At 59.3% G+C, this 24,270-nt stretch carries 23 protein-coding genes; 19 read left to right on the forward strand and 4 right to left on the reverse strand.

All coding sequences use genetic code 11. The features are described from left to right. Window positions 1-81: 81 nt before the first annotated feature. Window positions 82-1,122 (reverse strand): alpha/beta hydrolase, encoded by a 1,041-nt coding sequence (locus tag CRD18_RS03310; RefSeq protein ID WP_049170801.1) that lies wholly within the window; start codon window positions 1,120-1,122, stop codon window positions 82-84. Between the two features lie 163 nt (window positions 1,123-1,285). On the opposite strand from CRD18_RS03310, the gene mqo reads away from it, so the two are divergent. The 7 genes from mqo (at window position 1,286) to CRD18_RS03345 (ending at window position 8,164) form a co-directional block, all read left to right on the forward strand. Continuing rightward, window positions 1,286-2,782: a malate dehydrogenase (quinone) gene (gene mqo, locus CRD18_RS03315; RefSeq protein WP_049170803.1), complete on the forward strand. Its 1,497-nt coding sequence runs from the start codon at window positions 1,286-1,288 to the stop codon at window positions 2,780-2,782. A 93-nt stretch (window positions 2,783-2,875) separates the two neighbouring features. Continuing rightward, complete coding sequence (locus tag CRD18_RS03320; RefSeq protein ID WP_070429298.1) at window positions 2,876-4,033, forward strand: ATP-binding protein; 1,158 nt, start codon at window positions 2,876-2,878, stop codon at window positions 4,031-4,033. Window positions 4,034-4,139: 106 nt separating this feature from the next. Beyond that, on the forward strand, window positions 4,140-4,817 hold the full coding sequence (locus CRD18_RS03325) for a VWA domain-containing protein (protein WP_016422575.1): 678 nt from the start codon (window positions 4,140-4,142) through the stop codon (window positions 4,815-4,817). Beyond that, window positions 4,798-5,418 (forward strand): cob(I)yrinic acid a,c-diamide adenosyltransferase, encoded by a 621-nt coding sequence (cobO, locus tag CRD18_RS03330; RefSeq protein WP_042389270.1) that lies wholly within the window; start codon window positions 4,798-4,800, stop codon window positions 5,416-5,418. The genes CRD18_RS03325 and cobO overlap by 20 nt, the downstream gene beginning before the upstream one ends. Then, window positions 5,412-6,788 carry a cobyrinate a,c-diamide synthase gene (locus tag CRD18_RS03335; protein ID WP_049170806.1) on the forward strand — a complete coding sequence of 459 codons (1,377 nt, stop codon included), beginning with the start codon at window positions 5,412-5,414 and terminating at the stop codon, window positions 6,786-6,788. The genes cobO and CRD18_RS03335 overlap by 7 nt, the downstream gene beginning before the upstream one ends. Window positions 6,789-6,798: 10 nt before the next feature. After that, window positions 6,799-7,890 (forward strand): uroporphyrinogen-III C-methyltransferase, encoded by a 1,092-nt coding sequence (gene cobA / locus CRD18_RS03340; protein ID WP_049170808.1) that lies wholly within the window; start codon window positions 6,799-6,801, stop codon window positions 7,888-7,890. Then, window positions 7,883-8,164 carry a hypothetical protein gene (locus CRD18_RS03345; protein WP_016422579.1) on the forward strand — a complete coding sequence of 94 codons (282 nt, stop codon included), beginning with the start codon at window positions 7,883-7,885 and terminating at the stop codon, window positions 8,162-8,164. The genes cobA and CRD18_RS03345 overlap by 8 nt, the downstream gene beginning before the upstream one ends. Here the strand turns inward: CRD18_RS03345 and CRD18_RS03350 are convergent. Then, entirely contained in the window at window positions 8,161-8,898 is a 738-nt protein-coding gene (locus CRD18_RS03350; protein WP_042389272.1) for a YaaA family protein, read from the reverse strand. The genes CRD18_RS03345 and CRD18_RS03350 overlap by 4 nt on opposite strands. A 60-nt stretch (window positions 8,899-8,958) precedes the next feature. Between CRD18_RS03350 and CRD18_RS03355 the strand changes: the two genes are divergently transcribed. Further along, entirely contained in the window at window positions 8,959-10,731 is a 1,773-nt protein-coding gene (locus CRD18_RS03355; protein ID WP_187404208.1) for a proline--tRNA ligase, read from the forward strand. Here the strand turns inward: CRD18_RS03355 and CRD18_RS03360 are convergent. Next, on the reverse strand, window positions 10,728-11,693 hold the full coding sequence (locus CRD18_RS03360; RefSeq protein WP_049189652.1) for a DUF4439 domain-containing protein: 966 nt from the start codon (window positions 11,691-11,693) through the stop codon (window positions 10,728-10,730). The genes CRD18_RS03355 and CRD18_RS03360 overlap by 4 nt on opposite strands. Before the next feature lie 101 nt (window positions 11,694-11,794). On the opposite strand from CRD18_RS03360, the gene rimP reads away from it, so the two are divergent. From rimP to CRD18_RS03405, 9 genes are all read left to right on the forward strand, one after another. Further along, window positions 11,795-12,367: a ribosome maturation factor RimP gene (rimP, locus tag CRD18_RS03365; protein WP_016422583.1), complete on the forward strand. Its 573-nt coding sequence runs from the start codon at window positions 11,795-11,797 to the stop codon at window positions 12,365-12,367. Then, window positions 12,364-13,350 (forward strand): transcription termination factor NusA, encoded by a 987-nt coding sequence (gene nusA, locus CRD18_RS03370; protein ID WP_016422584.1) that lies wholly within the window; start codon window positions 12,364-12,366, stop codon window positions 13,348-13,350. The genes rimP and nusA overlap by 4 nt, the downstream gene beginning before the upstream one ends. Before the next feature lie 171 nt (window positions 13,351-13,521). Beyond that, window positions 13,522-13,914 carry a YlxR family protein gene (locus tag CRD18_RS03375; RefSeq protein WP_016422585.1) on the forward strand — a complete coding sequence of 131 codons (393 nt, stop codon included), beginning with the start codon at window positions 13,522-13,524 and terminating at the stop codon, window positions 13,912-13,914. 129 nt (window positions 13,915-14,043) lie between these two features. Further along, window positions 14,044-16,872, forward strand: coding sequence for a translation initiation factor IF-2 (gene infB / locus CRD18_RS03380; protein WP_187406510.1), 2,829 nt, complete (start codon window positions 14,044-14,046; stop codon window positions 16,870-16,872). Between the two features lie 20 nt (window positions 16,873-16,892). After that, complete coding sequence (locus CRD18_RS03385; protein WP_048733528.1) at window positions 16,893-17,621, forward strand: hypothetical protein; 729 nt, start codon at window positions 16,893-16,895, stop codon at window positions 17,619-17,621. Between the two features lie 361 nt (window positions 17,622-17,982). After that, a complete protein-coding gene (gene rbfA / locus CRD18_RS03390) occupies window positions 17,983-18,414 on the forward strand; it encodes a 30S ribosome-binding factor RbfA (protein WP_016422588.1) in 432 nt (143 codons plus the stop codon). Between the two features lie 42 nt (window positions 18,415-18,456). Continuing rightward, the gene (locus CRD18_RS03395) at window positions 18,457-19,518 is read left to right on the forward strand and encodes a bifunctional oligoribonuclease/PAP phosphatase NrnA (protein ID WP_049170820.1); all 1,062 of its coding nucleotides are present in this window, start codon (window positions 18,457-18,459) and stop codon (window positions 19,516-19,518) included. A gap of 4 nt (window positions 19,519-19,522) precedes the next feature. Further along, window positions 19,523-20,899 carry an MATE family efflux transporter gene (locus CRD18_RS03400; protein WP_242458668.1) on the forward strand — a complete coding sequence of 459 codons (1,377 nt, stop codon included), beginning with the start codon at window positions 19,523-19,525 and terminating at the stop codon, window positions 20,897-20,899. After that, window positions 20,878-21,591, forward strand: coding sequence for a 4'-phosphopantetheinyl transferase (locus tag CRD18_RS03405; protein ID WP_049170823.1), 714 nt, complete (start codon window positions 20,878-20,880; stop codon window positions 21,589-21,591). The genes CRD18_RS03400 and CRD18_RS03405 overlap by 22 nt, the downstream gene beginning before the upstream one ends. Window positions 21,592-21,607: 16 nt before the next feature. Here the strand turns inward: CRD18_RS03405 and truB are convergent, their stop codons facing one another. Next, window positions 21,608-22,594: a tRNA pseudouridine(55) synthase TruB gene (truB, locus tag CRD18_RS03410; protein WP_016422592.1), complete on the reverse strand. Its 987-nt coding sequence runs from the start codon at window positions 22,592-22,594 to the stop codon at window positions 21,608-21,610. 64 nt (window positions 22,595-22,658) lie between these two features. Between truB and CRD18_RS03415 the strand changes: the two genes are divergently transcribed. Then, window positions 22,659-23,654 carry a bifunctional riboflavin kinase/FAD synthetase gene (locus tag CRD18_RS03415; protein ID WP_070652947.1) on the forward strand — a complete coding sequence of 332 codons (996 nt, stop codon included), beginning with the start codon at window positions 22,659-22,661 and terminating at the stop codon, window positions 23,652-23,654. Between the two features lie 141 nt (window positions 23,655-23,795). Beyond that, window positions 23,796-24,065 carry a 30S ribosomal protein S15 gene (rpsO, locus tag CRD18_RS03420; RefSeq protein ID WP_016422594.1) on the forward strand — a complete coding sequence of 90 codons (270 nt, stop codon included), beginning with the start codon at window positions 23,796-23,798 and terminating at the stop codon, window positions 24,063-24,065. The last annotated feature ends 205 nt before the right edge of the window (window positions 24,066-24,270 follow it).

Raw genomic sequence — 24,270 nt, forward strand, 5'->3', positions numbered from 1 at the left:
AGCACTCCTAGCATTCTGGTCAAACTAGTTTGGTTCAACCGTACTGAATGCTGATTTATTCCGAGTTCCTATTCTGTGCTCCTATTTTGAGCTGTCTCCTGGATTGACTGTGGCAAGGAACTGGAATGTCTCATTAAAAGCGCGGTCTAGTGCTTCGGGTGCGGAGAGATACACGTCGTGGAGAGCACCCGGAATCGCGACGTTGCGAGCCTGCGGTCCCAAGTGGGCAGTGGCATCGGCAATTTGCTCAGTGTTGAGGACAGAGTCAACGCGGCTGAGTTCCGGTGTGTAGTCGGAACCGAGAAGGTAGTTGTCCGAGTGGAGAACGAGCGTCGGCACGCCGGTATCGATACCGCGGCTGACACGTTGCTGGCCGACGATGATGGCATTGAGCCAACGCCAGTTCTTGTCATGGCCAGCCAGCGGCTTGAAAGTGCGGTTGTACTCCCAGCGTCCCTGGTGGTCGGCGCTAATGGATTTGCCATAGCCGCCCGCAGACTGCACCGGAATGAGACTGTTAGGGCGAATCCGCGACATAACGCGAGTCACCAGCGAGTACACGGGAGCCTTTGCCCGGGAAACGTGCAGAGTCAGCCACGGTGAGTTCAAGACGGCAGCTGTGACGGAAATATTGGGTGCTTGCGGGCAATGGCCGCCTGTGCTTCGTAACCAATCGAGCCAGAGCACGGCAATGAGACCACCAGTGGAGTGCGCATTAACAGTGACAGTTGTATGACCGGCGTGGTCTAACACTGCGAGTGCCCTGTTGAGATCCTCGAAGTAATTCGTTAGATCGCTGCAGCCATGCCAAGTCTGCCCCGGTTGGTGTGCGCGCCCGCACTTACGCAGGTCAATAGCGTAAAAGGCGTAGCCTTCGGCGTGGTACCGCTCCGCCACGTGCTTCTGGAAGAAATAGTCCGACATCCCGTGAATCCATAGAACCGCCGGACGTTTTTGGAAGTCGCTTGCCGACGAGTCGGGGCAGTAGCGGACCAATACCGCGTGTACGGATCCCTCACCGTCGGGATCCTGGCCGAGTTCGATGACATGTTGGCTGTAGTCTTCGCCTAGGTTATCGGGGTTAAAGGTGGGGGTAACGAAATCGGGAATATCGGTAGTCACAGGGTCAAGCCTAGCGCCGATTACCGGGGGTAGTGGGAATGTGTGCCACAATAGATTATGGACTGAGACGGTAGCTCTCTTTTGCGTCTTTAGTTGTGTGCGCGCATGTGAGCGAGCGCTAGTTTGAATCACTAATCAAGTTAGTAAGGATGTTGACAGCAAAATGGCTGATAACAAGCTTCCTGCTTCCAGTGGCGACGAGGTAGACGTCGTCCTCATCGGTGCAGGTGTAATGAGTGCGACGCTGGGTGTGCTGCTCAAGGAGCTCGAGCCATCCTGGTCACAGGTTCTGTTCGAGCGTCTCGATCAGCCCGCCAAGGAGTCTTCCTCCCCGTGGAACAACGCTGGTACCGGCCACTCTGCTCTGTGCGAGCTGAACTACACGCCGGAGAAGAACGGCAAGGTCGATGTCACCAAGGCTAAGCTCATTAATGAGCAGTTCCAGGTTTCCCGCCAGCTGTGGACCTCGCTGATTGAAAACGGCACCCTGACTGACCCGAAGGAATTCATCAACCCAGTTGATCACACCACCTTCGCTCAGGGGCCGGAGCAGATGGCGTTCATGCGTCGTCGCTACGAGGCACTTGAGAAGGAGCCGCTGTTCCACGGTCAGGAGCTCATTGAAGATCCGGACCGTTTCGCTGAGTACCTTCCGCTGATGTCCGAGGGCCGTGACTTCTCCAAGCCGGTCTCCGCTATTCGTAACCCGAATGGTACGGACGTTAACTTCGGTGCACTGACCAAGCAGTACCTGGCCGCACTGTCCGATATGGGTACTGAGATTCGCTACGGACACGAGGTCACCGGTCTGAAGCGCGACGGTTCCAAGTGGATCGTCACCGTGAAGAACCTGCACACCAAGGACGTTCGCACCCTGGTTGCCAACTTCGTATTCGTCGGTGCCGGCGGTGACGCACTGCCGCTGCTGCAGAAGGCTCGTATTAACGAGATTCGTGGTTTCGGTGGCTTCCCGGTCTCCGGCCAGTGGCTGCGCTGCACCAACGAGGAAGTCATTGCTAAGCATGACGCCAAGGTCTACGGTAAGGCTTCCGTCGGCACGCCGCCGATGTCCGTTCCGCACCTGGACACCCGTGTTATCGACGGCAAGCGCGGCCTGCTCTTTGGCCCGTACGCCGGTTGGAACATGAAGTTCCTCAAGAACGGTAACAACCTGGACCTGATTAAGTCTCTGCGTCCGGCCAACCTGCCGTCCATGATGGGTGTTGGTGTCCAGGAGATGGGGCTGACCAAGTACCTGATTACTGAGGTTCTGAAGGACTTCGACGCACGTATTGAGTCCCTGCGTGAGTACGTCCCGAACGCTCGCCCAGAGGACTGGGAGCTGATCGTCGCTGGTCAGCGCGTCCAGGTCATTAAGCCGATGAAGGCTCCGGTCTTCGGTACCCTCGAGTTCGGTACCGCGGTCATCAACTCGTGGGACGGCACCATTGCCGGCCTGATGGGTGCATCCCCGGGCGCTTCCATCGCTCCGGCTGTGATGATTAGCCTGATTGAGCGCTGCTTCGGCCGTCACATGGGCAAGTGGGCTCCGAAGCTGAAGGAGCTCGTCCCGTCCTACGGTACGCACCTGGCTGATGACCCGGCTCTGTTCAAGGAGGTCTGGGAGGCTTCCCAGAAGACCCTGAAGCTGGAGCGCTAGTAACTCGCTGAAGAGCTTCAAAGAGTTCAATTAAGCCAACATTGTTCTACCCCGCTGTGAGCCATCCGTTCGCAGTGGGGTAGAACTGTGCTTATGGAAAAAATCACGTCAGCGACCACTGCACAAACAGAGCCCACTTTTCCTTTTACTGCGATCGTCGGGCAGCAGCGACTACAGCTTGCGTTGATTCTGACCGCGCTATCCCCGGAGATTGGTGGTGTCGTCATCCGCGGTGAGAAGGGCACAGCCAAGACCACTACGGTCCGCGCGTTGGCGCCATTTCTCAGCGGATCGTTGGTAAACCTGCCACTCGGCGCTACGGAAGATCGAGTCGTAGGCTCCATCGATGTGGAGACCGTCCTGACTACCGGACACGCACAGTTCAATCCGGGACTACTCAGCGCGGCTGACGGTGGCATTCTCTATGTCGACGAGATTAACCTGCTGCCGGATCATCTCGTTGACTCCGTGCTCGATGCCGCAGCCACCGGTCGCGTGGTTGTTGAACGCGATGGTATCTCGCACTCCGCAACCTCCAGGTTCGTGTTGGTCGGCACGATGAACCCGGAAGAGGGCGAATTGCGTCCCCAGCTTCTCGACCGCTTTGGGCTCGCCATCGACGTCACCGCATCCAAGGATCCGGCTGTCCGCGCGGAAATCGTCGCCCGCCGCCTCGACTTTGACGCCGACCCGGAGAGCTTTGTCACGCGGTTCGCCGCCGACGACGATGCGCTACACGCTCGCATCGATCGCGCGCGCGCACTGCTTGACGACGTCGAATTGACCCCCAACATTCTTGGTCAAATTGCCACAGTGTGCGCTGCTTTTGATGTGGACGGGATGCGTGCCGACATCGTCATTGCACGTACCGCCCGCGCTCACGCTGCCTGGCGAGTAGCCGGGGACGAGTCGGCGCAGCCGGCACCCGGCAATCCAATTGAGATCACTGCGGAAGACATTAAGGTAGCTGCGGAAATGGCACTGCCGCACCGTCGTCGCCGTGACCCCTTTGATGAACCAGGACTGGACCAGGAACAGCTCGACGATGCTCTGCAGGATGCAGAGGAGCAGTTCCGAGATGACCAGAATCAGCCAGAGTCGGATTCGGAGACCTCAGACCAGCCCGAAGTCAAACCTGAGAAGCCCTCCCAGTTCGACTCCAACTCCGAGCCTCAGGAGCCGCAACAGTCGAATTCCGCGGGATCGAAGGGAGGTCGCGCCGCTGAAGGCGCCCCCTTTCGCCGTTCGTAAAATCAGCGTTGACGGTGTCGGCCAAGGGGATTCCGGCCGGCGTTCCAAGGCCATTGGCCCGCGGGGCAGCACCATTGGTGCCGAGCGGGGAGGCCATGGTCTCCACGTGCCGGCGACAGTGTTGGCGGCGGCCAATCGTGGCGCCCGGATGGGCGACTCGATGATCCCTCTGGAACCAGAGGACGTTCACGGCGCTATCCGACAGGGAACTGAGTCCAATCTGGTCGTCTTTGTCGTGGACACCTCGGGTTCCATGGCAGCACGCGACCGTCTGGCAGCCGTCACCGGCGCGGTCACATCGCTGCTGCGTGATGCCTACCAAAGCCGCGATAAAGTCGCTGTCATTACTTTCCGCGGAAATAACGCCGAATTAGTTTTACCGCCGACGAAGTCTATCGACACCGCAGTACGTCGCCTCGCAGATGTCCGCACTGGTGGCCGAACTCCATTGGCCGAAGGATTGCTGAAGGCACACGAAGTGGTAGTTCGGGAAGCCCATAGGGAGCCCACACGGCGCGCAATCATGGTCTTGCTCTCCGACGGCCGAGCAACGGGTAAAAATGGCCTGCAGCAGGCGAGGGCTGTGGCCGCAAAGATCCGTCGTCAAGCGTTGGCGGCGACGGTGGTTATCGACTGTGAGCGCTCTCGCGTGCGGCTGGGGCTGGCACAGGAACTCAGCGTGGAATTGGGTGCGACCTGCATAAATCTCTCCGAACTCAATGCCGAAGCCGTGGCGGGCGTGGTCCATGCCTATCATCGAGACCATGGCACAAGGAAAGCTTGACCCCAAATCAATTCCCAACGATGGACTGACCACCAGGCAGCGTCGCATGATTCCGATTACTGCGGTGCATACGGGCCCAGGTAAGGGCAAGTCCACCGCGGCATTCGGTATGGCGATGCGCGCGTGGAATCAGGGGATGAATATCGGTGTCTTCCAGTTTGTAAAGTCGGCAAAGTGGAAGGTTGGCGAGGAAGCTGTCATGCGCCGGTTGGGCGAGCTTCACGACGACACGGGGGAAGGCGGCCCGGTCGAATGGCACAAGATGGGAGAAGGTTGGTCTTGGTCGCGTAAGCAGGGCACTGAGGAGGACCATGCGGCAGCTGCTGCCGAGGGATGGCAGGAGATTAAACGCCGCCTGGAAAATGAGGTGCACGACTTCTACGTGCTCGACGAGTTCACCTACCCAATCAAGTGGGGTTGGATTGATGTCGACGATGTGGTGGAGACATTGAGGAACCGTCCCGGCCGCCAGCATGTGGTGATGACTGGCCGCGATGCGGATCCGAAGCTCGTGGAGGTCGCGGATCTGGTGACGGAGATGACCAAGATTAAGCACCCGATGGATGTCGGACGTAAGGGACAAAAGGGCATCGAGTGGTAGCGCCTGGAATTGTCATCGCGGCGACAGCATCAGGCACGGGAAAGACGACAATCTCCACGGGCCTGATGCGTGCACTGTCGCGCCGTCACGCGGTGGCACCTTTCAAAGTCGGACCCGACTATATTGATCCTGGCTATCACGGGGTAGCCGCTGGTCGTCCCGGCCGCAATCTGGATTCCTTTATGTGCGCGCCTGAGATGATTGGGCCGCTCTACGCACATGGAGCTGCCGACAGCGATATTGCGGTGGTCGAAGGGGTTATGGGGCTTTTCGACGGCCGCATTGGTGACGACCCGCTATCGGTGGAGGGCTCGACGGCTGAGATTGCCTCACTGTTGGGACTTCCGGTGGTGTTGGTGATTGATGCCCGGCATATGTCGCAGTCGGCGGCGGCTGTTGTCCACGGTTTCTCCACGCTTCGCACTGACGTCCGTGTCAGTGGCGTGATTATTAATCAGGTGGGCAGCCCGCGGCATGCGGACATCATTACCCGTTCTGTGGAGACCATGGGGGTCGAGGTGCTCGGCGCTATTCCGCGAGTGACTGATATTGAGGTGCCCAGCAGGCATTTGGGGCTGGTCACTGCAGTCGAGCAGGGTGAGCAGCTAGAAGCGGTCATTGAATCGATGGCCAACTTGGTGGAGACCTACATCGACATAGACCGGATTATCCAGCTTGCCCGGCAGCCCTATCCAGCTGAACCATGGAACCCCGCACAGTTCGTTGTACCGCTGGCTACTCAGCGCCGCGTGCGTGTAGCGGTCGCGGCGGGTCCTGCGTTCTCGTTTACCTATGCAGAGCACCGTGAGCTATTGCAGGCCGCTGGAGCCGAGGTCGTGGATTTCGACCCATTGGTTGACGAACTGCCGGAAGCCGAAGGCTACATCGTGCCCGGTGGATTCCCAGAAGAGCATGCCGACGCGCTATCTATTCGTGATGACATTCGCCGCGATCTACGTCAGGCTGCCGACGATGGTGCGCTGATCCACGGCGAATGCGCGGGGCTGCTCTGGCTGCTTGAAGATCTCGGTGGGCGCCGTATGTGTGGCATCATCCCGGGGCGAGCGCACATGGCACGGTTGAAGCTGGGGTACCGGGAGGCTGTGGCGCTGACTGATTCTGTGCTGTGCCCGGTAGGAACGCGCGTGCGCGGTCACGAGTTCCACAAGACAGCCCTAACCGATGACACCGCAAGTGTCGCTGCTGCGGCCGGGTGGCAACCAGCCTGGGGTTGGCGTGGATATCAAGGCGAAACAGTTCGCGACGGCTTCGTTTCCGAGTCTGGGCGGATTCATGCCGGTTACCTGCATGTTCATCCGGCGGGTGCGCCGGGGAACGTCAGTCGCTTTGTCGCTTCGTGCGCCGGGTAAAGTGTTAGCTATGAGTTTGCTTCTCAAAGACTACGGTGTGTTGGTGATTGGCGGTTCCACGGCTGCAGAGCGCGTGATTCCTCGGCTGTTGGACTCTGGCGCTGATGTCACTGTGTGTGAAGGTGGGGAAGTAACAACTGCGATTGAGGCCTGGGCTGCAGACGGCCGTATTACTTTGACCCGCACCGGTTTTACCGAGGCGATGAGCTGGGGCAAGGCTCTCATGGTCTGCTGTGACGAGGCGTTGTTGCGTGAGGTGACTCTAGAGGGACACCGCCGAGGTATTCTCGTCGACGATGAAACCGGGGCTTCCAGCCCGCTTACTCCTGTGGCGCTGACCGGCCGTCGCGCGTCGCGCGCTGGGGACCTCGCTGGTCAGGTCGCACTCGTAGGCGGTGGCCCGGGCGACCCCGGTCTGATTACCGTTGAGGGGCGTCGCTTGCTCCGGCTTGCCGACGTTGTCGTTGCAGACCACCTCGGTCCACTGTCGCTGCTCGGTGACTTGGAGCCGGATGTCGAGATTATTGATGCCGGCAAGCTTCCTTACGGCCGCGCCATGGCTCAGGAGCGCATCAATGAACTGCTAGTTCATCGTGCCCGTGAGGGCTACTTTGTGGTCCGGCTCAAGGGTGGCGATCCGTACATCTTCGGCCGCGGTTTTGAAGAGCTTCAGGAGCTGCAGAAGGCTGGGGTACCGGTTCGCGTTGTGCCGGGTATTACTTCAGCACTGGCGGTACCGGGGACGATTGGCATCCCAGTTACTATGCGTGGCGTCAACCATGAATTCACTGTTGTGTCCGGTCACGTCCCACCGGGGCACAGGAAATCGCTGGTCAATTGGGATGCGCTGGGCCGGATGCACGGCACTATTGCCATCATTATGGGAGTTAAGAACGGGCCAAAGATTGCCGAGGCTCTGATGAAGGCCGGCCGCAGCCCGAAGACTCCGGCTGCGGTCATCCAGGACGGCACGCTGCCGAATCAGAGGTCGCTACGCTGCACACTCGGCGAGCTTGGCGAGAAAATGGTCGAAGAGGCAATCAAGCCGCCCGCGGTTATCGTCATCGGTGAAGTCGCCGGTCTGGATGAGGGCGATGAGTAAGAACAACAAGTTGAGCAACAACAAGTCGAGGAAGCGTGAGCCAGAGCAGCAAAAGGCAGGGCTTGTTACCCGACTGCTTGCCGACGATCAGCTGCGTAGCGCCATCTGGATGGGCGCTGCGACCTTCCTGGTGTTCTACCTCGGAACCATGATCATCTTCCGACTCCTTCTCCTCGGCGGAGAAGGATCGCGATACGACAGCATTTTCATCGCTATTATCGCTCTGATTGCCGCCATTGTGGCAGGCCGAAAGCGCTACAACGACGACATTTAGTTTTCCGGGACGCGGAAGATGAGGGTGTCGTCGTCAAGCGAGACGTCGTATCCTGCGGCGCGTGCGATGTCGACGGCCTCTGTGGGGGAGGTCGGTGTCGTGTCGGAAAGGGCGATGGCGCGGGCAAATAGGCCCTTGTAGTGCTTGTTGAAGTGGCTGACGATTTTGCCCTCGGCGGTGAGCACGGTCATCGTTGTCGCGCTCTTGACTTTGCCCAAATTGGCGTAGGTGCCGGAACGAAGGTCGATGAGGAAGTCGACATCATTGAGAGCCTCGGTGATGGCGGTACCCCAACGGCGCTTCATTGTGGGAGCCGCGTCGGCAGGCTGATCCGCGAAGGGGAGCTTGACCGTACCAGAGAGACGGTAGTGGGGGATGAGGTCGTCCCCGCCAATGACACCGAAGAGCGCTGACCCGATGGCGAGTCGAGCACGGCCGGTTTCCGGCAAATCGCTGGGGGAGAGTGCGTCGTAGAGCACCCCGGTATAACGCTCGAGAGCCGGCATGGTCGGCGACTCTAGGAGCGCGGCATTAGCTGTGACTTCGTCAGCAAGCCGTGGCCCCAGCTTCAGTGTTTCCATCGCGGCTTCCCTGTTCGCACTTAGCGCCACGAGATCGGCTGCAATGCGCTCGCGGATGGGGTTGAGGGAGCCGAAGCTCAGCGAGGAAAAGTCTACTGCGGGATGGCTGCCACCAGTGGCTTTGGTTTCAGAGGGGGGTAGGACTACGAGCATGGGCACCATAGTAATGCCCCGCATGTTGCGAAGAATGATCGACGGGTAAAATCAGCATTCATGATTACGCGAATGTCCCAGCTGTTCCTGCGCACACTGCGCGAGGATCCAGCTGACGCCGAGGTCCCTAGCCACAAGCTGCTCGTCCGTGCCGGCTACATCCGGCGAACTGCCCCTGGTGTGTACTCCTGGCTGCCACTGGGCTTGAAGGTTCTGCGCAACGTAGAGAAGGTTGTGCGCGAGGAGATGGAAGGCATTGGCGCACAGGAGCTGGCATTCCCTGCACTGCTCCCGCGTGAACCGTACGAGGCGACGAATCGGTGGACCGAATACGGCCCCGAGCTGTTCCGTCTGAAGGATCGCAAGGGCGCGGACTACCTGCTGGGGCCGACGCACGAAGAGATGTTCGCGCTGGCTGTCAAGGATCTTTTCAGCTCCTACAAGGATTTCCCGACGACGCTGTTTCAGATTCAGACCAAGTACCGCGACGAGGCTCGCCCGCGCGCTGGTATTCTGCGTGGCCGCGAGTTCGTCATGAAGGACTCTTACTCCTTCGACATGGACGACGAGGGGCTGGAGAATTCTTATCAGCTGCACCGCGGTGCCTACCAGCGAATTTTTGACCGGCTGGGCATTAAGTACGAAATCTGCCACGCCACCTCCGGCGCTATGGGCGGTTCGGCCTCCGAGGAGTTCCTGGCTGTTAGCGAAAGTGGCGAAGACTCCTTCGTAGTCTCCACCGACGGTGAGTACGCCGCCAATGTGGAAGCCGTGAAGATTCCGGCAGTTGAACCGCAGCCGATTGAGGGACAACCGGAGGCGAAGGTTTACGAGTCTCCGAACTGCACCACAATCGCAGCACTTGTTGATTGGGCCAATGGTGCGGACCTCGGACGCGAGGTCACTGCTGCCGATACTTTGAAGTGCGTTCTCGTCGCCGTCGACCCGAAGAAGGTCGATAAGGAGGGCAACGCCCTGCCGGAACAGCTCACCGCAATCCTGGTTCCCGGTGACCGTGAGGTCGATGAAAAACGTCTTGAAGTCGCATTTGAACCGCGTGAGGCGCGCTTGCTGGAGGACAAGGACTTCGCAGCCAATGACTTCCTGATCAAGGGCTACGTCGGCCCGCAGGGGCTCGCCGATCGCGGTGTGAAGGTCCTTGCTGACCCCCGCGTGGCGGAGGGGACAAATTGGATTACAGGAGCCAACGAGGAAGGCAAGCACATCGTCGATGTGGTCGCTGGTCGCGACTTCCAGATTGACGGTATTTGCGATGTCGCAGAGGTGCGTGACGGCGACCCGGCTCCGGAGGGGCATGGCACGCTAAAGATCGAGCGCGGAATCGAGATCGGTCACATTTTCCAGTTGGGCCGCAAGTACACCAACGCCTTTGAAATCGACATCCTCGATGTCAACGGTAAGCGTGCTCGTCCGACGATGGGGTCCTACGGCATTGGCGTGTCCCGCCTGGTCGCTGTCCTCGCGGAACAGCAGTTGGATGAAAAGGGCCTCAAGTGGCCAGTTGCCGCGGCACCGTACAAGGTTCACATCGCTGTGGCCGGCAAGAACGCCGAAGCAGCTGAGGCCGCTGAACAGCTGGCGGAAGACCTCAGCCAGCAGGGCATTGAGGTGCTTTTCGACGACCGTCCGAAGGTCAGCCCCGGTGTGAAGTTCAAGGACGCCGAGCTGCTGGGTATGCCGTTTGTGGTCATCTTTGGCCGTGGCTACGCGGACGGCAAGGTGGAGCTGCGTAACCGCCTGACCAACGAGACCGACGAGGTCGCCGCTGACGGCATTGCAGCTCACGTCGCGGAGCTGGTTCGCAAGGCTTAGAGCCCGGGCAACGGCTCCAAGTTGTTGCCACCTAGCGCTGCCGCTCCGGCGGCAGCCACGCCAGCTGCCTGCAGTGCGAACATACGCATCCGAGGGTTATTAGCAGCGAGCAATACGTCTTCCCACGCCTGGGCACAATAGCGCTCCAATGCAATCATGTAATCGACGGGTGCCGTATCTGGCGAAGGAGCGCCTTCCGGCATATAGCCAGGTGCGCTCTCCGGCACCTCAACGTCGGAATCCTCCAAAATTAGTCGGGCACGATCGCGCAAAATTCGGTGGCGCTCGCCACGGGCCAAAAGTGCAGTAGTGGTATCGCCTCCGACACGTGGTGCGGCTACGCCGACACCGTAAATCATCATGTATTCGGCTTGCAGTGCCTTAGTCATCTGTTCTTCGGCACCCGAGATTTCATCCCTGTCACTGGGAATCAATGGGACAAGCTCCTCCCACTCAGCGCCCGCAACACGCAGAGCGAGGACGATACCGCCATCGACAGCCGTGGCGAGGCGCGCAGTGTGCTCCTCCCGCAATGCAGTGCGTGAATCCAGGGCATTCGTCAGTACGGGATTGTTTCGCGAGTCCGTGAGCAGTAGCTTCGCGTCGGAACCGGTAACCAGGGATCCTGGGACTGCTACGTCCGAGCCACATTCATCGACAGGTTTACCGTCCTTGTGGGTGCCGCAGGCGCGTGTGATTTCCTTATCCAGTTCGGTAACCTGCGCGGAGCGCACCGCTGCGAGGTCAGGATTGGCGTCGCTAAGCGACTGTGCATCGCGCGCCGCCAGCGCATGGAGAACCTCAATGGCGTAATCGGGGCGCGGTGCCACCAGATGCGAGCACGCGGAAAGCGCAGGAAGTGATCCCACGGCGAGGGCAGCAGCGAGGAAGCCACGGCGCGAGAGAGTACGAGTGCGATGCGATGCGGAAGCAAAACTGGGGGAGGGAGGTTCAACAATCACCTCACTATGGTGCCACGGCGGGCGGCACTTTGTGTCAATGCGGTATGTGGAAAGCGCCCAGGTGCGCAATTCCTAGTACTTGACCTGTAGACTCTACGACTATGGCGATACCCGCACCCGAGAAAATTGAACAGTTTGTGAGCCCGGCGCTCGCACAAATCGGCCTGGATGTGGAAGATGTCAAGGTCGTTCGCGCCGGCGCAAAGTCACAGGTCATTGTGTTAGTTGACGCAGATGAGCGTCCTGACCTCGATGTTCTGGAACAGGCCACGTATGAAGTATCTTCGGCTCTGGATGCCGCGGAGGCACGTGGTGAAGCGGACTTCGGCGCTCAGGGCTACACCTTGGAAGTTTCCACTCCTGGTATTGACGCACCGCTGACCCAGCCTCGGCACTGGCGTCGTAACCGTGGTCGTATTGCGGAGATTTCGCTTGCCGACGGTTCCGCGATTGCAGCCCGCATTGGTGCGCTGTCGCCGGATGAAGAATCCATCATTCTCGTTACCTCTAAGGGGCCAAAGGGACGTTTGAAGGCTGTTGGCCAGCGTGTCCAATTAACCAATGTGGCCCGTGCAGTGGTACAAGTTGAATTCTCTAATCCGCCCGCAGCCGAGAAGGATTTTGCGGGACTAGACTATGACGATGCCTTGACCAGGCTGGAGGATAACAAGTGAAGATTGAACTAGCTGCCCTGCGAACCTTGGAAAAGGAAAAGGGTATTCCTGTCGACGAAATGCTGGGACTGGTCGCCCGAGCATTGCGTGAAAGCTACCGTAACACCACCGCACCGGCACAGTATGCGCGCGTCGAAATCGACCGTGAGACCGGTGACGTCATAGTCTTTGCCCAGGAGCGAGACGACGAGGGCAATCTCATCTCCGAATGGGACGACACTCCGGAGGACTTCGAGCGTACCGCTGCATTCGCTGTTCGTCAGACCATCCTTTCGCGTCTGCGGGATGCGGAGAGCGATAAGGTTCTCGACGAATACGCAGACCTGTCTAATCAGGTCATTTCCGGCGTGGTCCAGCGCGATGTCTATGCCAATGAAAAGGGCATTGTCGTCGTCCACATCGGTTCGGAGGCCAACGGCCGAGACGGTATTCTGATGCCGGCTGAGCAGCTGCCAGGTGAGGAACTCAAGCACGGTGACCGCATCAAGTGCTACGTCGTCGGTGTGAACAAGACACCGCGCGGTGTTGCGATTCACCTGTCACGCACGCATCCGGAGCTCATTCGTAAGCTCTTCGAACTTGAAGTTCCGGAAGTTGCCGATGGGGCAGTGGAATTGATTTCCATTGCGCGCGAGGCCGGTCACCGCACCAAGGTTGCTGTACGCCCCACGGTCAAGGGCCTCAACGCTAAGGGCGCCTGCATTGGGCCCCGCGGTCAGCGTGTGAACTCGATTATGAATGAGCTCAAGGGCGAGAAGATTGACATCATCGACTACGACGAGGATCCGGCGAAGTTCGTTGGTAACTCGCTGGCGCCCGCCAAGGTAGTTAGTGTCAAGATTCTGGACATGGACGAGCGCCGTGCACACGTTGTGGTGCCCGACTACCAGCTCTCTCTTGCTATCGGCAAGGAGGGACAGAATGCCCGTCTGGCGGCTCGTCTGACCGGCTGGCGAATCGATATCCACTCCGACGCGGAGTAGACACAACGTCAGCGTCCCAGCGGTTGCGAAAGTGGCGGGAAAGTGCCTAGGGGGTTGGCACTTTTCCGCCTTTTCGGGTTATGCTGGGAGGTGGCCAAACGACAAGGCGTGATTTTCCTATGCGAATTTTCGCGCTGAATTTCTTAGCAGGAAGGTGGGTGCGTCAGGAGTATGACGACTTCGCGGGTGCTAAACCCGAATTCGACAACTCATACGCCTGCACCCACACGTACCTGTATTGCAACTAAGCAGCGCCACAATTGCTCGGAGCTGCTACGCATTGTCGCCACCACCCGTTCAGATGGCTCAGTAGCCGTCGTTGCTGATCCGCATCGTCGGATGCAGGGGCGAGGTGCCTGGATCACCCCAACACTAAAGGCTTGGGAGATCGCCGACAAGCGCCGTGCATTTGGCCGCGCACTGAAGGTATCTACGCAGGTAGATGCGTTTCCGGTTAAACAGTTTATCGCCACGCACTACGAAGCGGCGGAGGGTTTCGCCCCCGCTGACGATGTGCGTGTCGCTAAGCAGGGAGGCAGGAAAAATGACAACAGAAAGACCTGAACACTGATGAGCACACGATGAAGCATCAGCGATGAACGGCAATAGATAAGAGGGAGCCCTGCAGGCGCTCTCGGTGCGCGGACAAATCCGCCATCGGGCGCTGCTCGGCCCCCACTAGTGAGGAGAGCAGTGTCCGGAAAGCTACGTGTCCATGAGCTCGCTAAGCAGCTCGGGGTCACCAGCAAAGAACTACTCGCCGAGCTGAAGGCTCAGGGCGAGTTTGTTAAGACCGCTTCTTCGACGGTGGAACCACCCGTCGTCAGGAAGATGAAGAAGGTCTACGAAGAGAAGAATGCTGGCGCAGGTGCTGACGCGTCTGCCCAGGCCCCAACTACCAAGGCTGCTGCTAAGTCGGGTGCCAAGCCAGCTGCAAAACCAGGCGCTAAGCCTGCTGCACCAGCGGCGGCAAAGCCGGGTGCCAAGCCAGCTGCAAAACCAGGTGCCAAGCCTGCTGCACCAGCGGCGGCAAAGCCGGGTGCCAAGCCAGCAGCTAAGCCAGGCGCTAAGCCTGCTGCACCAGCGGCGGCAAAGCCGGGTGCCAAGCCAGCTGCACCGTCCCGTTCGCCGAAGCCGGGACAAGAAATGCCACGCCCGCCGAAGCCTGCTGGCCCGAAGCCAGGGCCGAAGCCAGGCGCACGCGCACCGCGTGTGGCGAACAACCCATTCTCGACCGGCGGATCCTCCCGTCCGGCACCGCGGCCGTCCAACATGCCGCGTCCGCAGGGTGGAAACGGCCGTCCGGGCCCGAAGCCGGGAGCACGCCAGGGTGGCCCTCGCCCGCAGGGTGGAAACGGCCGTCCGGGCCCGAAACCGGGAGCACGCCAGGGTGGCCCTCGCCCGCAGGGTGGACAGGGCCGCGGTAATAAGCCGAGCGGCAATCGTCCGACTCCGGCAATGATGCCTTCGCACCCGAACCCGGGGCAGATGCCTGCAAAGGCAAGCCGCGGTGGCGGTGGCGGTGGCTTCGGCGGCCGTGGTCGCGGCCCGGGTGGCCCGGGTGGCGGACCGCGCGGTGGTCGCGGCGGACGTCGCGGTGGAACTGCAGGTGCATTCGGGCGACCAGGAGGCGCCCCGCGTCGCGGACGTAAGTCGAAGCGTCAGAAGCGCAACGAGTACGAGGCAATGCAGGCACCATCCGTGGTAGGCGGCGTTAAGCTGCCCAACGGTAAGGGCACGACCATTCGCCTCGCACGTGGTGCATCCCTGTCTGACTTCGCTGAGAAGATTAACGCCGATGCAGCATCGCTGGTCCAGGCGTTGTTCAACCTCGGCGAAATGGTGACGGCAACTGCATCGGTCTCCGACGAGACCCTGCAGCTGCTCGGCGACGAGATGGATTACAAGGTCCAGGTCGTCTCGCCTGAGGATGAGGACCGCGAGCTCCTCGAGTCCTTCGACCTCCAGTTCGGTGAGGACGAGGGCGACGATGAGGACCTGGAGCAGCGCCCGCCAGTGGTAACTGTGATGGGTCACGTCGACCACGGTAAGACGCGCCTGTTGGACACGATTCGTAAGGCCAACGTCGGTGGCCACGAGTCCGGTGGTATTACCCAGCACATCGGTGCCTACCAGGTGCCGGTGGAGCTCGACGGTGAGAAGCGCAAGGTTACCTTCTTGGATACCCCGGGTCACGAGGCGTTTACCGCCATGCGTGCTCGTGGTGCCAAGTCGACCGATATCGCGATTCTGGTTGTTGCAGCTGATGACGGCGTCATGCCGCAGACGGTTGAGGCTATTAACCACGCCAAGGCCGCTGATGTGCCGATTGTCGTTGCAGTCAACAAGATTGATAAAGAAACTGCAGATCCGCAGAAAATTCGTGGTCAGCTGACTGAATACGGTCTCACTGACGAAGAGTGGGGCGGCGACACTATGTTCGTCGATATCTCCGCTAAGCAAGGTCTCAACATCGATCAGCTTCTCGAAGCAGTGCTGTTGACTGCCGATGCTTCGCTGGATCTGCGCGCCAATCCGGATATGGACGCTCAGGGTGTCGCCATTGAGGCTCACCTTGACCGTGGCCGTGGTCCGGTGGCAACCGTTATCGTTCAGCGCGGTACGTTGCGCGTCGGTGATTCCATCGTTGTCGGTGACGCATATGGTCGTGTTCGCCGCATGGTCGATGAGTACGGCAACGACGTCGATGAGGCCGGTCCTTCCTGTCCGGTTCAGGTGCTCGGCCTGACCTCCGTACCGGGTGCTGGTGACAACCTCCTGGTTGTTGACGAGGATCGTACGGCCCGCCAGATTGCAGACCGCCGCGACGCACGTCGTCGTAATGCGCTGCAAGCACGTCGTCGCAAGCGCGTCTCCCTGGAGAACCTGGACGAGATCCTGAAGGAGACCAACACCCTCAACCTGATCCTGAAGGGCGACAACGCCGGTACCGTCGAGGCACTGGAAGAAGCCCTGCTCAAGATCGAGGTCGACGACGAGGTCGCACTGAACATCATCGACCGTGGTGTCGGTGCTGTTACTCAGACCAACGTCACGCTGGCTGCTGCGTCTGACGCCGTCATCATCGGCTTCAACGTTCGCTCCGAGGGTAAGGCCACAGAGGTTGCCAACGCTGAGGGCGTTGACATCCGCTACTACACGGTGATTTACCGTGCTATCGAGGATGTTGAGGCTGCTCTGAAGGGCATGCTCAAGCCGGTCTACGAGGAGAAGGAGATTGGTCGTGCAGAGATTCGCGCCATCTTCAAGTCCTCCGCAGTTGGCCTCATCGCCGGCTGTATGGTCGAGTCCGGCAAGGTCCGCCGCAACGCGAAGGCTCGCCTGGTTCGTGACGGCAACGTCATTACGGATTCGGCGACTATCGAGTCGCTGAAGCGAGAGAAGGACGATGCTACCGAGGTCGCAGCCGGTTACGAGTGCGGTATGGTGCTGTCTTACCCGGACATCCAGGTGGACGACGTTATCGAGGTCTACGAGATGGTCGAGGTTCCGCGCACGTAGCAACGTAAGCTAAACACTGCGTGAACTTTGATAAGGCGCTCCCTTCGGGGAGCGCCTTTTTGCGTATCGTGTTCGTTATGGGCTTCAAAACTAATCTCTTTGCACTCTCAGATGAACTGCCGCGAACGAATATTTTGAATTATCCTCCTGCGAGCGCAGAGGAGACTCTTGCGCAATTGGACAAGATTTGGCCAGGGAAATTCGCCTTTGATTCCGAAGAAACCATTGAGGATGGTCATAATTGGTACTTCCACGCGGTAGCGTTTGGGCCAACGCTGCTTTTCGGGACCGACGACGTATACGACCTTATTGAGGACCCAGCGTTGGCGAACGATCCTCGCGAAAGTTGGTCACTGTGCATCAATAGTGTTGTCGATTTCTGCCACTATAAGACTCCTACCAGGGAATTAGAAGCAAGCTGCGAAGACTATGATTTTGACATGCAGCGGTTTTTCAGCTCTGGACGACTGTTGGATTTTGAGGTACCGTTCGCTAACGGTGAACACGTCGAGGTACTACATCCGACGGATGTGGCTGAATGGGAACAAACCCATGGCAGTGTGGCGCCCAAGGATAAAAATGGTGAGGTAAGTTACCTTTTCCATCCGCTGGAGCTAGGTAATGCTGCGGTTAAATGGATTTTCGGCATCGAGGGAGAAACACCATTGCAGGATAGTGTGATGGATTCACTGCCTGACTGCTCCCATGTTAATGGGTTACCGATGTACAACTTCGTGGAGCGCCGTTAAGAGCGTACGGGTAGGCTGCGTTTCAGCTGCGCAATTCCGTAGTAGCGACTCCCCATGCCGTCGATGACATCGATGGTGGTGGCAGTGTTGTCGTGATGATTAATGGGTTAATAACAAAGGGCGAGCGTGCGGCGAAGCAATTGACTGCACTCGGTAAACGGGTGCGGGCGAAGTCGCGAAACATGCGGTTCGAAGTTGAGTAGTGTTTTGCGTGTTAGTATTAGCAGTCCTTTGTATTGAACCGTTTTGCCGGATCCCAAATGGGTCTTTGTCAGCGAAGGGGCACTTCAGGCCCCACGCTAAATGGGGTCTAGCTACGAATCGTTACGCACAGGTAGAGATAGATAGGGAGTAGCCAAAAATGGCAGATCCAGCACGCGCGCGCAGGCTGTCCAAGCGTATTCAGGAGATTGTCGCCAGCGCAATTGAGCGTGAGATTAAGGACCGGCGGCTGGAGTTTGTGACTATCACCGACTGCCGCGTCACCGGCGATTTGCACGACGCCACAGTTTTCTACACTGTGCGCGGACGTACGCTCGACGAGGAACCGGACTACGAGTCGGCAGCAGCAGCGCTGGAAAAGGCGAAGGGGCAGCTACGTTCCCTGGTCGGTCGTGGCACCGGTGTGCGCTACACACCGACGCTGGCTTTTGAGGTTGACACGGTGCCGGAGATTTCCGCGCACCTTGAGGAGCTGCTCGATAAGACTCGCGCGCGCGACGCGGAATTGGCTGAGCAGGCTAGAAACGCAAAGCCCGCAGGCGATGCCAACCCATACCGCGACGAGGAGTAAAACTCTCCACCGGCCACATCTATCGATGAAAGGGGCACCCACGTGACCACTTCTCCGCAGGCTCAGGAGCAGGCAGCTCACCAGCTTTCCCAGGCGATTAATCGCCGCATGTCCAAGCCGATTCAGCAGATGCAGGATATGCTTGCCGACGCCAAGAAGGTCGGCGTCATTGCCCATGTTCACCCCGATGCGGATGCGATTGGTGCTGCATCTGCGATGGTCATGGCACTTGTACAGCGTGGCATTTCGGCTGTAGCCAGCTACGGTGAGAGCGATTTGCCAGCCAAGTCGCTGTTGACCATCCCCGGATGGGAGCGATTTGTCGAGTACACGGACTTGGATGAAGACATTGACACGTGGGTGACTGTCGACTGCGCAAGCCCGGGGCGCCTCGGTGCGCTGGAAGATCGCGTGATGGCCTCCGACCGCGTTATCAATGTTGACCATCACGCGACCAACACTCGCTTTGGGTCCGTCAACATGGTTGACGAACGCGCAGAGTCCTCGACCATGGTGCTCCTGGACTTCTTTGGTGTCTGGGGTATCAAGCTGACCACGCCGATGGCTCATGCTCTCTATGCAGGGCTGTTGACGGACACCGCATCGTTCCAGTTCGGCCATTCCCGCATGCACACTGCAGCGGCGCGCCTGCTGGATAAGGGGCTCAATCCGCGCACGATTGGTGCACAGCTGCTGGAAGAACATCCGTTTGCCTACCTTCCATTCCTGGGCAAGGTGCTTTCCACCGCGACATTGGTGCCCGAGTGGGGCGACGGCGCTGGCCTAATCCACGTCGTCATTGAGCACGACCAGACCGCCGAAGTTGGCCACGATGAGATTGAATCGGTCGTGGACATTGTGCGTACGACTAATGCGGCCGACGTCTGTGCCGTGCTTAAGGAGTATGAGCCAAACCAGTGGGCCGTCTCGCTGCGTTCTCGCGAGCTTGTCGATGTCTCCCAGGTCGCCCTGGAAATTGGCGGCGGTGGCCACGAGCGTGCCGCCGGTCTGACTCGGGAGTGCAGCAAGGATGAGCTGCTGCAGGCCATCCTGGACACCAGCGATGTCGCAGCCCAGGCACGCCGAGGCACGAGCGAGGCCTAGGGGATTGTCGGACTCGCGAGAAACTCAGGAGCGCACTGAGATTGAGCAAACTGGCATAGAGCGAACCGGGCACAGTGCGAAGTCAGATGTCAGCCTTCGCGCAATCGTTTCGCTGGCGCTGCCAGCGTTGGGTGTTCTTGCCGCGCCCGCACTCTATGTGCTGCTGGATACGGCTGTCATTGGTCGGCTTGGAGCTGTCCAGCTTGCGGCGCTTGCCGCTGGTTCGACGGTATTTTCCGTGGTAACTACGCAGCTCACTTTCTTGGCTTACGGCACGACCGCCCGATCAGCGCGAGCCTTTGGCAGGGGCAACGTGGACGAGGCGGTTGAAGAGGGATTGCAAGCGACGTGGGTCGCCATCTTTGTGGGCCTTAGCCTCTTTGCCATCATCGTGGGGTTGGCACCAGTATTTACCGGTTGGTTAGCTCCTCATCCGGAGGTCGCTCATGATGCCGGGCAGTGGTTGCGAGTTGCTGCCTTCGCCATTCCGCTGACGTTGATTGCGCAGGCTGGAAATGGTTGGTTGCGCGGTATCCAAAACACCCGCGCGCCGCTGCTATTTGTGCTCTCAGGCCTTGTTCCGGCCGCCATTGTGATTGTGCCGCTGGTCCGCGCCTTCGGCCTCGAGGGCTCTGCGCTGGCCGTTCTCTTCGGCGAATTGATTACCGGCGAACTGTTCCTCCGCAGTCTTTTCAAAGAGTGCTCTAGCCGCAAGCTTTCCATGCGCCCGAATGGCGCCATTATCAAAAGCCAGCTGGTCCTCGGCCGCGATCTCATCGTTCGCTCCTTGTCCTTCCAGGTAGCGTTCCTCTCCGCCGCAGCGGTTGCTGGCCGCGTTGGGCCGACCACGCTCGGTGGGCACCAGGTCATGCTGCAACTGTGGAACCTGATTTCGTTGGTGCTCGACTCGCTAGCGATTGCTGCACAGACGCTCGTCGGTGCAGCGTTGGGCGGTAGCTCCACGGCCGTTGCCCGCTGGACTGGCAAGCGCGTGACGGTCTGGTCAAGCGTCATTGCCCTCGGCCTAGCGGCTGTTTTCGCAGTAGGTAATGCCAGCATCGTCCGCATTTTTACCGACGCAACAGGCGTGATTGACGCAGTCACCGCCGGACCATGGTGGATTCTTGTCGCAATGATTCCTATCGGCGGTGTCGTCTTCGCGCTCGATGGCGTGTTGCTCGGCGCCGGCGACGCAGCCTTCCTCCGTAACGCCACCGTTAGCGCGGTCCTGTGCGGATTCCTCCCACCGGTCTGGCTGGCGCAGGCATTTGGCTGGGGGCTGACCGGCGTGTGGTGCGGTCTCTTGGCCTTCATGATTCTGCGACTAATCTTTGTCGCTACCCGTTTCCGTGGAGAGAAATGGTACGGCATCAGCGCATGAGTGTGCTTGCCGACGTCCAGGAGTATCTGGCCAGGCATTTGCCCGCCGGTAGCCGGCTAGTTATTGACTCCAATGCCGAGCGTCCGTTTAGTGATGCGGAATTGCAGCAGCTCCGTAGCGCTGAGTTGAGGCTGTCTGATAGTGCAGCACCTGTTCGAATCCGTGATTTCACCCGAGGGCGCCTCGCTGCGCATGAGGCGGTGCAACGGCTAGGAGAGCCTGCCCCACATGGGATTGGCATGTCGACCACCGGAGCGCCGCTGTGGCCGCGAGGAGTCGTGGGGTCAATTAGCCATTGCGACGGGGCCGTGGCAGCCGTGTCCGCGAGCGCTGAACAGCTGCAGGGGATTGGCATCGATGTCGAGGTCGAGCAGACTCTAGAGTTAGGAATCATCGAGGCAGTCTTGCGCACTGACGAAGCACGCCTTGACCCGCTGGTGCAATTTAGCGCCAAGGAATCAATGTACAAACTCTGGGAGCCGATAGTCGGGCAGTGGCTAGACTTCGACGAAGTCTCCGTCCAACTGCGAAAGAAACGGATAGCAGCGCGAGGTTTTTCCCGAGGACTCACAGGCGGACCTTTACAGCTAACGTTTCACCGTGAGATTCCCGACGCCTTCTGCGGAGTAAAAGGCTTCTGGGCTCGCGGTGCAGGCATCGTTGCAACCGCGGTGTGGCTCGAGCAGTCTTAAAATCCTTGAGAGGTAGTCACAGCGTGGCCGGGCGCACCACGAAGACCGTCTTAGCCCGTTTGCCAGATTCTGTGAGCAGCGCCGGAACCTTTCCCGTTGGTGACACCGCCGCATAGACTCCAGGTTTTCCGATCGGCTCCAGCCACTTGCCCTGAGCCAAATCAGCCGCCTGCTGTTCAGTAATTTCGCGGGTATCAAAGCAACGCAGGCAGGCCTCGTCCAGACTCATCGGCAGCAAGGAAGCGGCGCGCTCCGGGACTGGGCGTCGCATCTCCGCAATTTCTGGATGGGCGGTGTCGAACTGCTCGGCCTTCGCCGTGAGCTCGTCGATAGTCAACGCCTCATCAATAGTGAAAACGCCGGCGGCAGTACGCCGCAGAGCAGTGAGATGACCACCGACTCTCAGTGCATCCCCCAAGTCACGAGCTAGGGCGCGGATGAAAGTGCCGGCAGAGCAGTCGACCTCCACGTCGATATCGATGCACTCCCCGGGGCGCGAAGGATCGGAGTCGTGGCGGATGTCCAGAACCTCATAGCGGGTGATCGTCACTGGGCGCGCAGGGATATCGACCTTCTCACCACGGCGGATGCGCTCGTAGGCGCGGACACCGTCAATCTTCACCGCTGATACCGCCGCGGGTTTTTGCATGATTGTGCCGGTGAACTTCGCAATTTCCGCTCGAACCATTTCATCAGTCACCGATGCCGCCGAGGATTCGGAGAGCAACTCGCCTTCGGCGTCGTCGGTAAGCGTGGCAGCGCCGAGTCGAATGGTGGCTTGGTAGGACTTCGTGTCGGCGTGGACATGTGGCAGGAAACGGGTGCCGCGGCCGATGCCGAGGACGAGCACACCGGTGGCCATTGGGTCGAGGGTACCGGAGTGGCCGACCTTCTTGGTGCGGAAGATGCGACGGAGTTTGCCCACTACATCGTGGCTTGTCCAGCCTTGGGGCTTGTCGACGATGACAATGCCGGAGTCTGCAATCGGATCGAAGTCGGTCATAGACGCAATCCTATGTTGCGCTATATGCGGTGTGTTAAACGGTGACCAGTTACACTGGCTCTCTGTGGAGATTTGGTATGGCTTGGACAATGCACCCGAAGACCTGGGGGACACGGTCGTAACCATCGGAGTGTTCGATGGTATTCATCTTGGGCATAAGCGCCTGATAGCTGCTGCGGTCAGTGACGCTCGCGCTCGTGGCGTGAAGTCGCTGTTGATGACTTTCGATCCCAATCCCGTAGCGCTGTTTGCCCCGGATAAGGTGCCGCCGGCGCTGTCCACCGTTTCCCGTCGTGCCGAGCTGGCAGAGGCGGAGGGAATCGATGCCATGCTTGTCGTGCCTTTCGACAAGAACTTCTCCAGCATCCCCGCAGAAGACTTTGTACGCACCGTTGTCCGCGACAAGCTGAATGCACAGGCCGTCTTCGTTGGCCAGAACTTCACCTATGGGCAGAAGGCCGCAGGTACCGCCGAGACTATGCCGGAGCACGGCTGTAAGTGTGGGGTCGACGTCACCATCGTCGACCTTCTCGACGTCACTGCCGCGGACTCGACCGAACGTGTTTCGTCGACACGTATTCGCGGTTTGCTTGCCGACGGTGCGGTGTCCGCAGCCGCCTCGTGTCTCGGGTACTTCTACCGTGTCGATGGTGATGTTCTTCCAGGTCAGGGGCGTGGGGGAGTGCAGCTGGGCTTTCCGACCGCCAATATTGACTTCGCTGAGGGCCTAGCAATCCCGGCTGATGGTGTCTACGCGGCATGGTTCACGGTTCAGCCGACGGCAGCCCGCCCGGAGCCGGACCCGAAGGGCGATATCGAGTTTGGGGTGCGCTACCCAGCGGCCGTGTCGGTGGGCACTAATGTGACCTTTGGAGACACTGATCGAACGGTCGAGGCCTACGTGATTGACCGTCATGCGGACCTCTACGGCACCGCCGGGCAGGTTGAGTTTGTCGACCGGATTCGCGGAATGGAGAAGTTCGACTCGGTCGAGGAGCTCATTGACCGGATGAGCCAGGACGTGGCAGACACCGAGGCCATTTTGGCTAAGACCGATTAGCTGTTAGAGTAAAACGTCGGCTGTGACTGCGGTCCACAAGCAGTTGCGAGGAACCAGCTGCCAGACGCTGTTTGGTTCCGGAAAAGCCGAGAATGTGGACTGAAAAAACGACCATAATTTGATTCAAGGAGTTAGATTTACATGGCTTTGAACACTGCAGAAAAGGCTGAGATTCTCAAGGAGTTCGGCCTGCACGAGACCGACACCGGTTCCCCGGAGGCTCAGGTTGCACTGCTGACCGCACGTATTCGTCAGCTGACCGAGCACCTGAAGTTCCACAAGCACGATCACCACTCCCGTCGTGGTCTGCTGCTGCTGGTCGGTCGCCGCAAGGGCCTGCTGCAGTACCTGCAGGACAACGATGTTGAGCGCTACCGTAAGCTGATCGAGCGCCTGGGGCTGCGTCGCTAAGGTTCTCCTTAAGGTCCTGTTTGACAGAGCTTCATTGGTGTAAGTTGCTCTGTTAATTCAAGGCTTTTAAGCTTTTTAGACCCGCCGTTTGGGTTTCCATTGGATGGAAGCTCACGGCGGGTCTTTTTTTTGATCACTTGTCGTTGTGGTATTCACTCATCGATGCGCTGTAGCGTGGCCACAAGTGAATCCCTCATCGACATGT

The sequence above is a fragment of the Corynebacterium sp. LK31 genome (assembly GCF_014335015.1).
In the GTDB taxonomy this organism is placed as follows: Bacteria; Actinomycetota; Actinomycetes; order Mycobacteriales; family Mycobacteriaceae; genus Corynebacterium; species Corynebacterium jeikeium_D.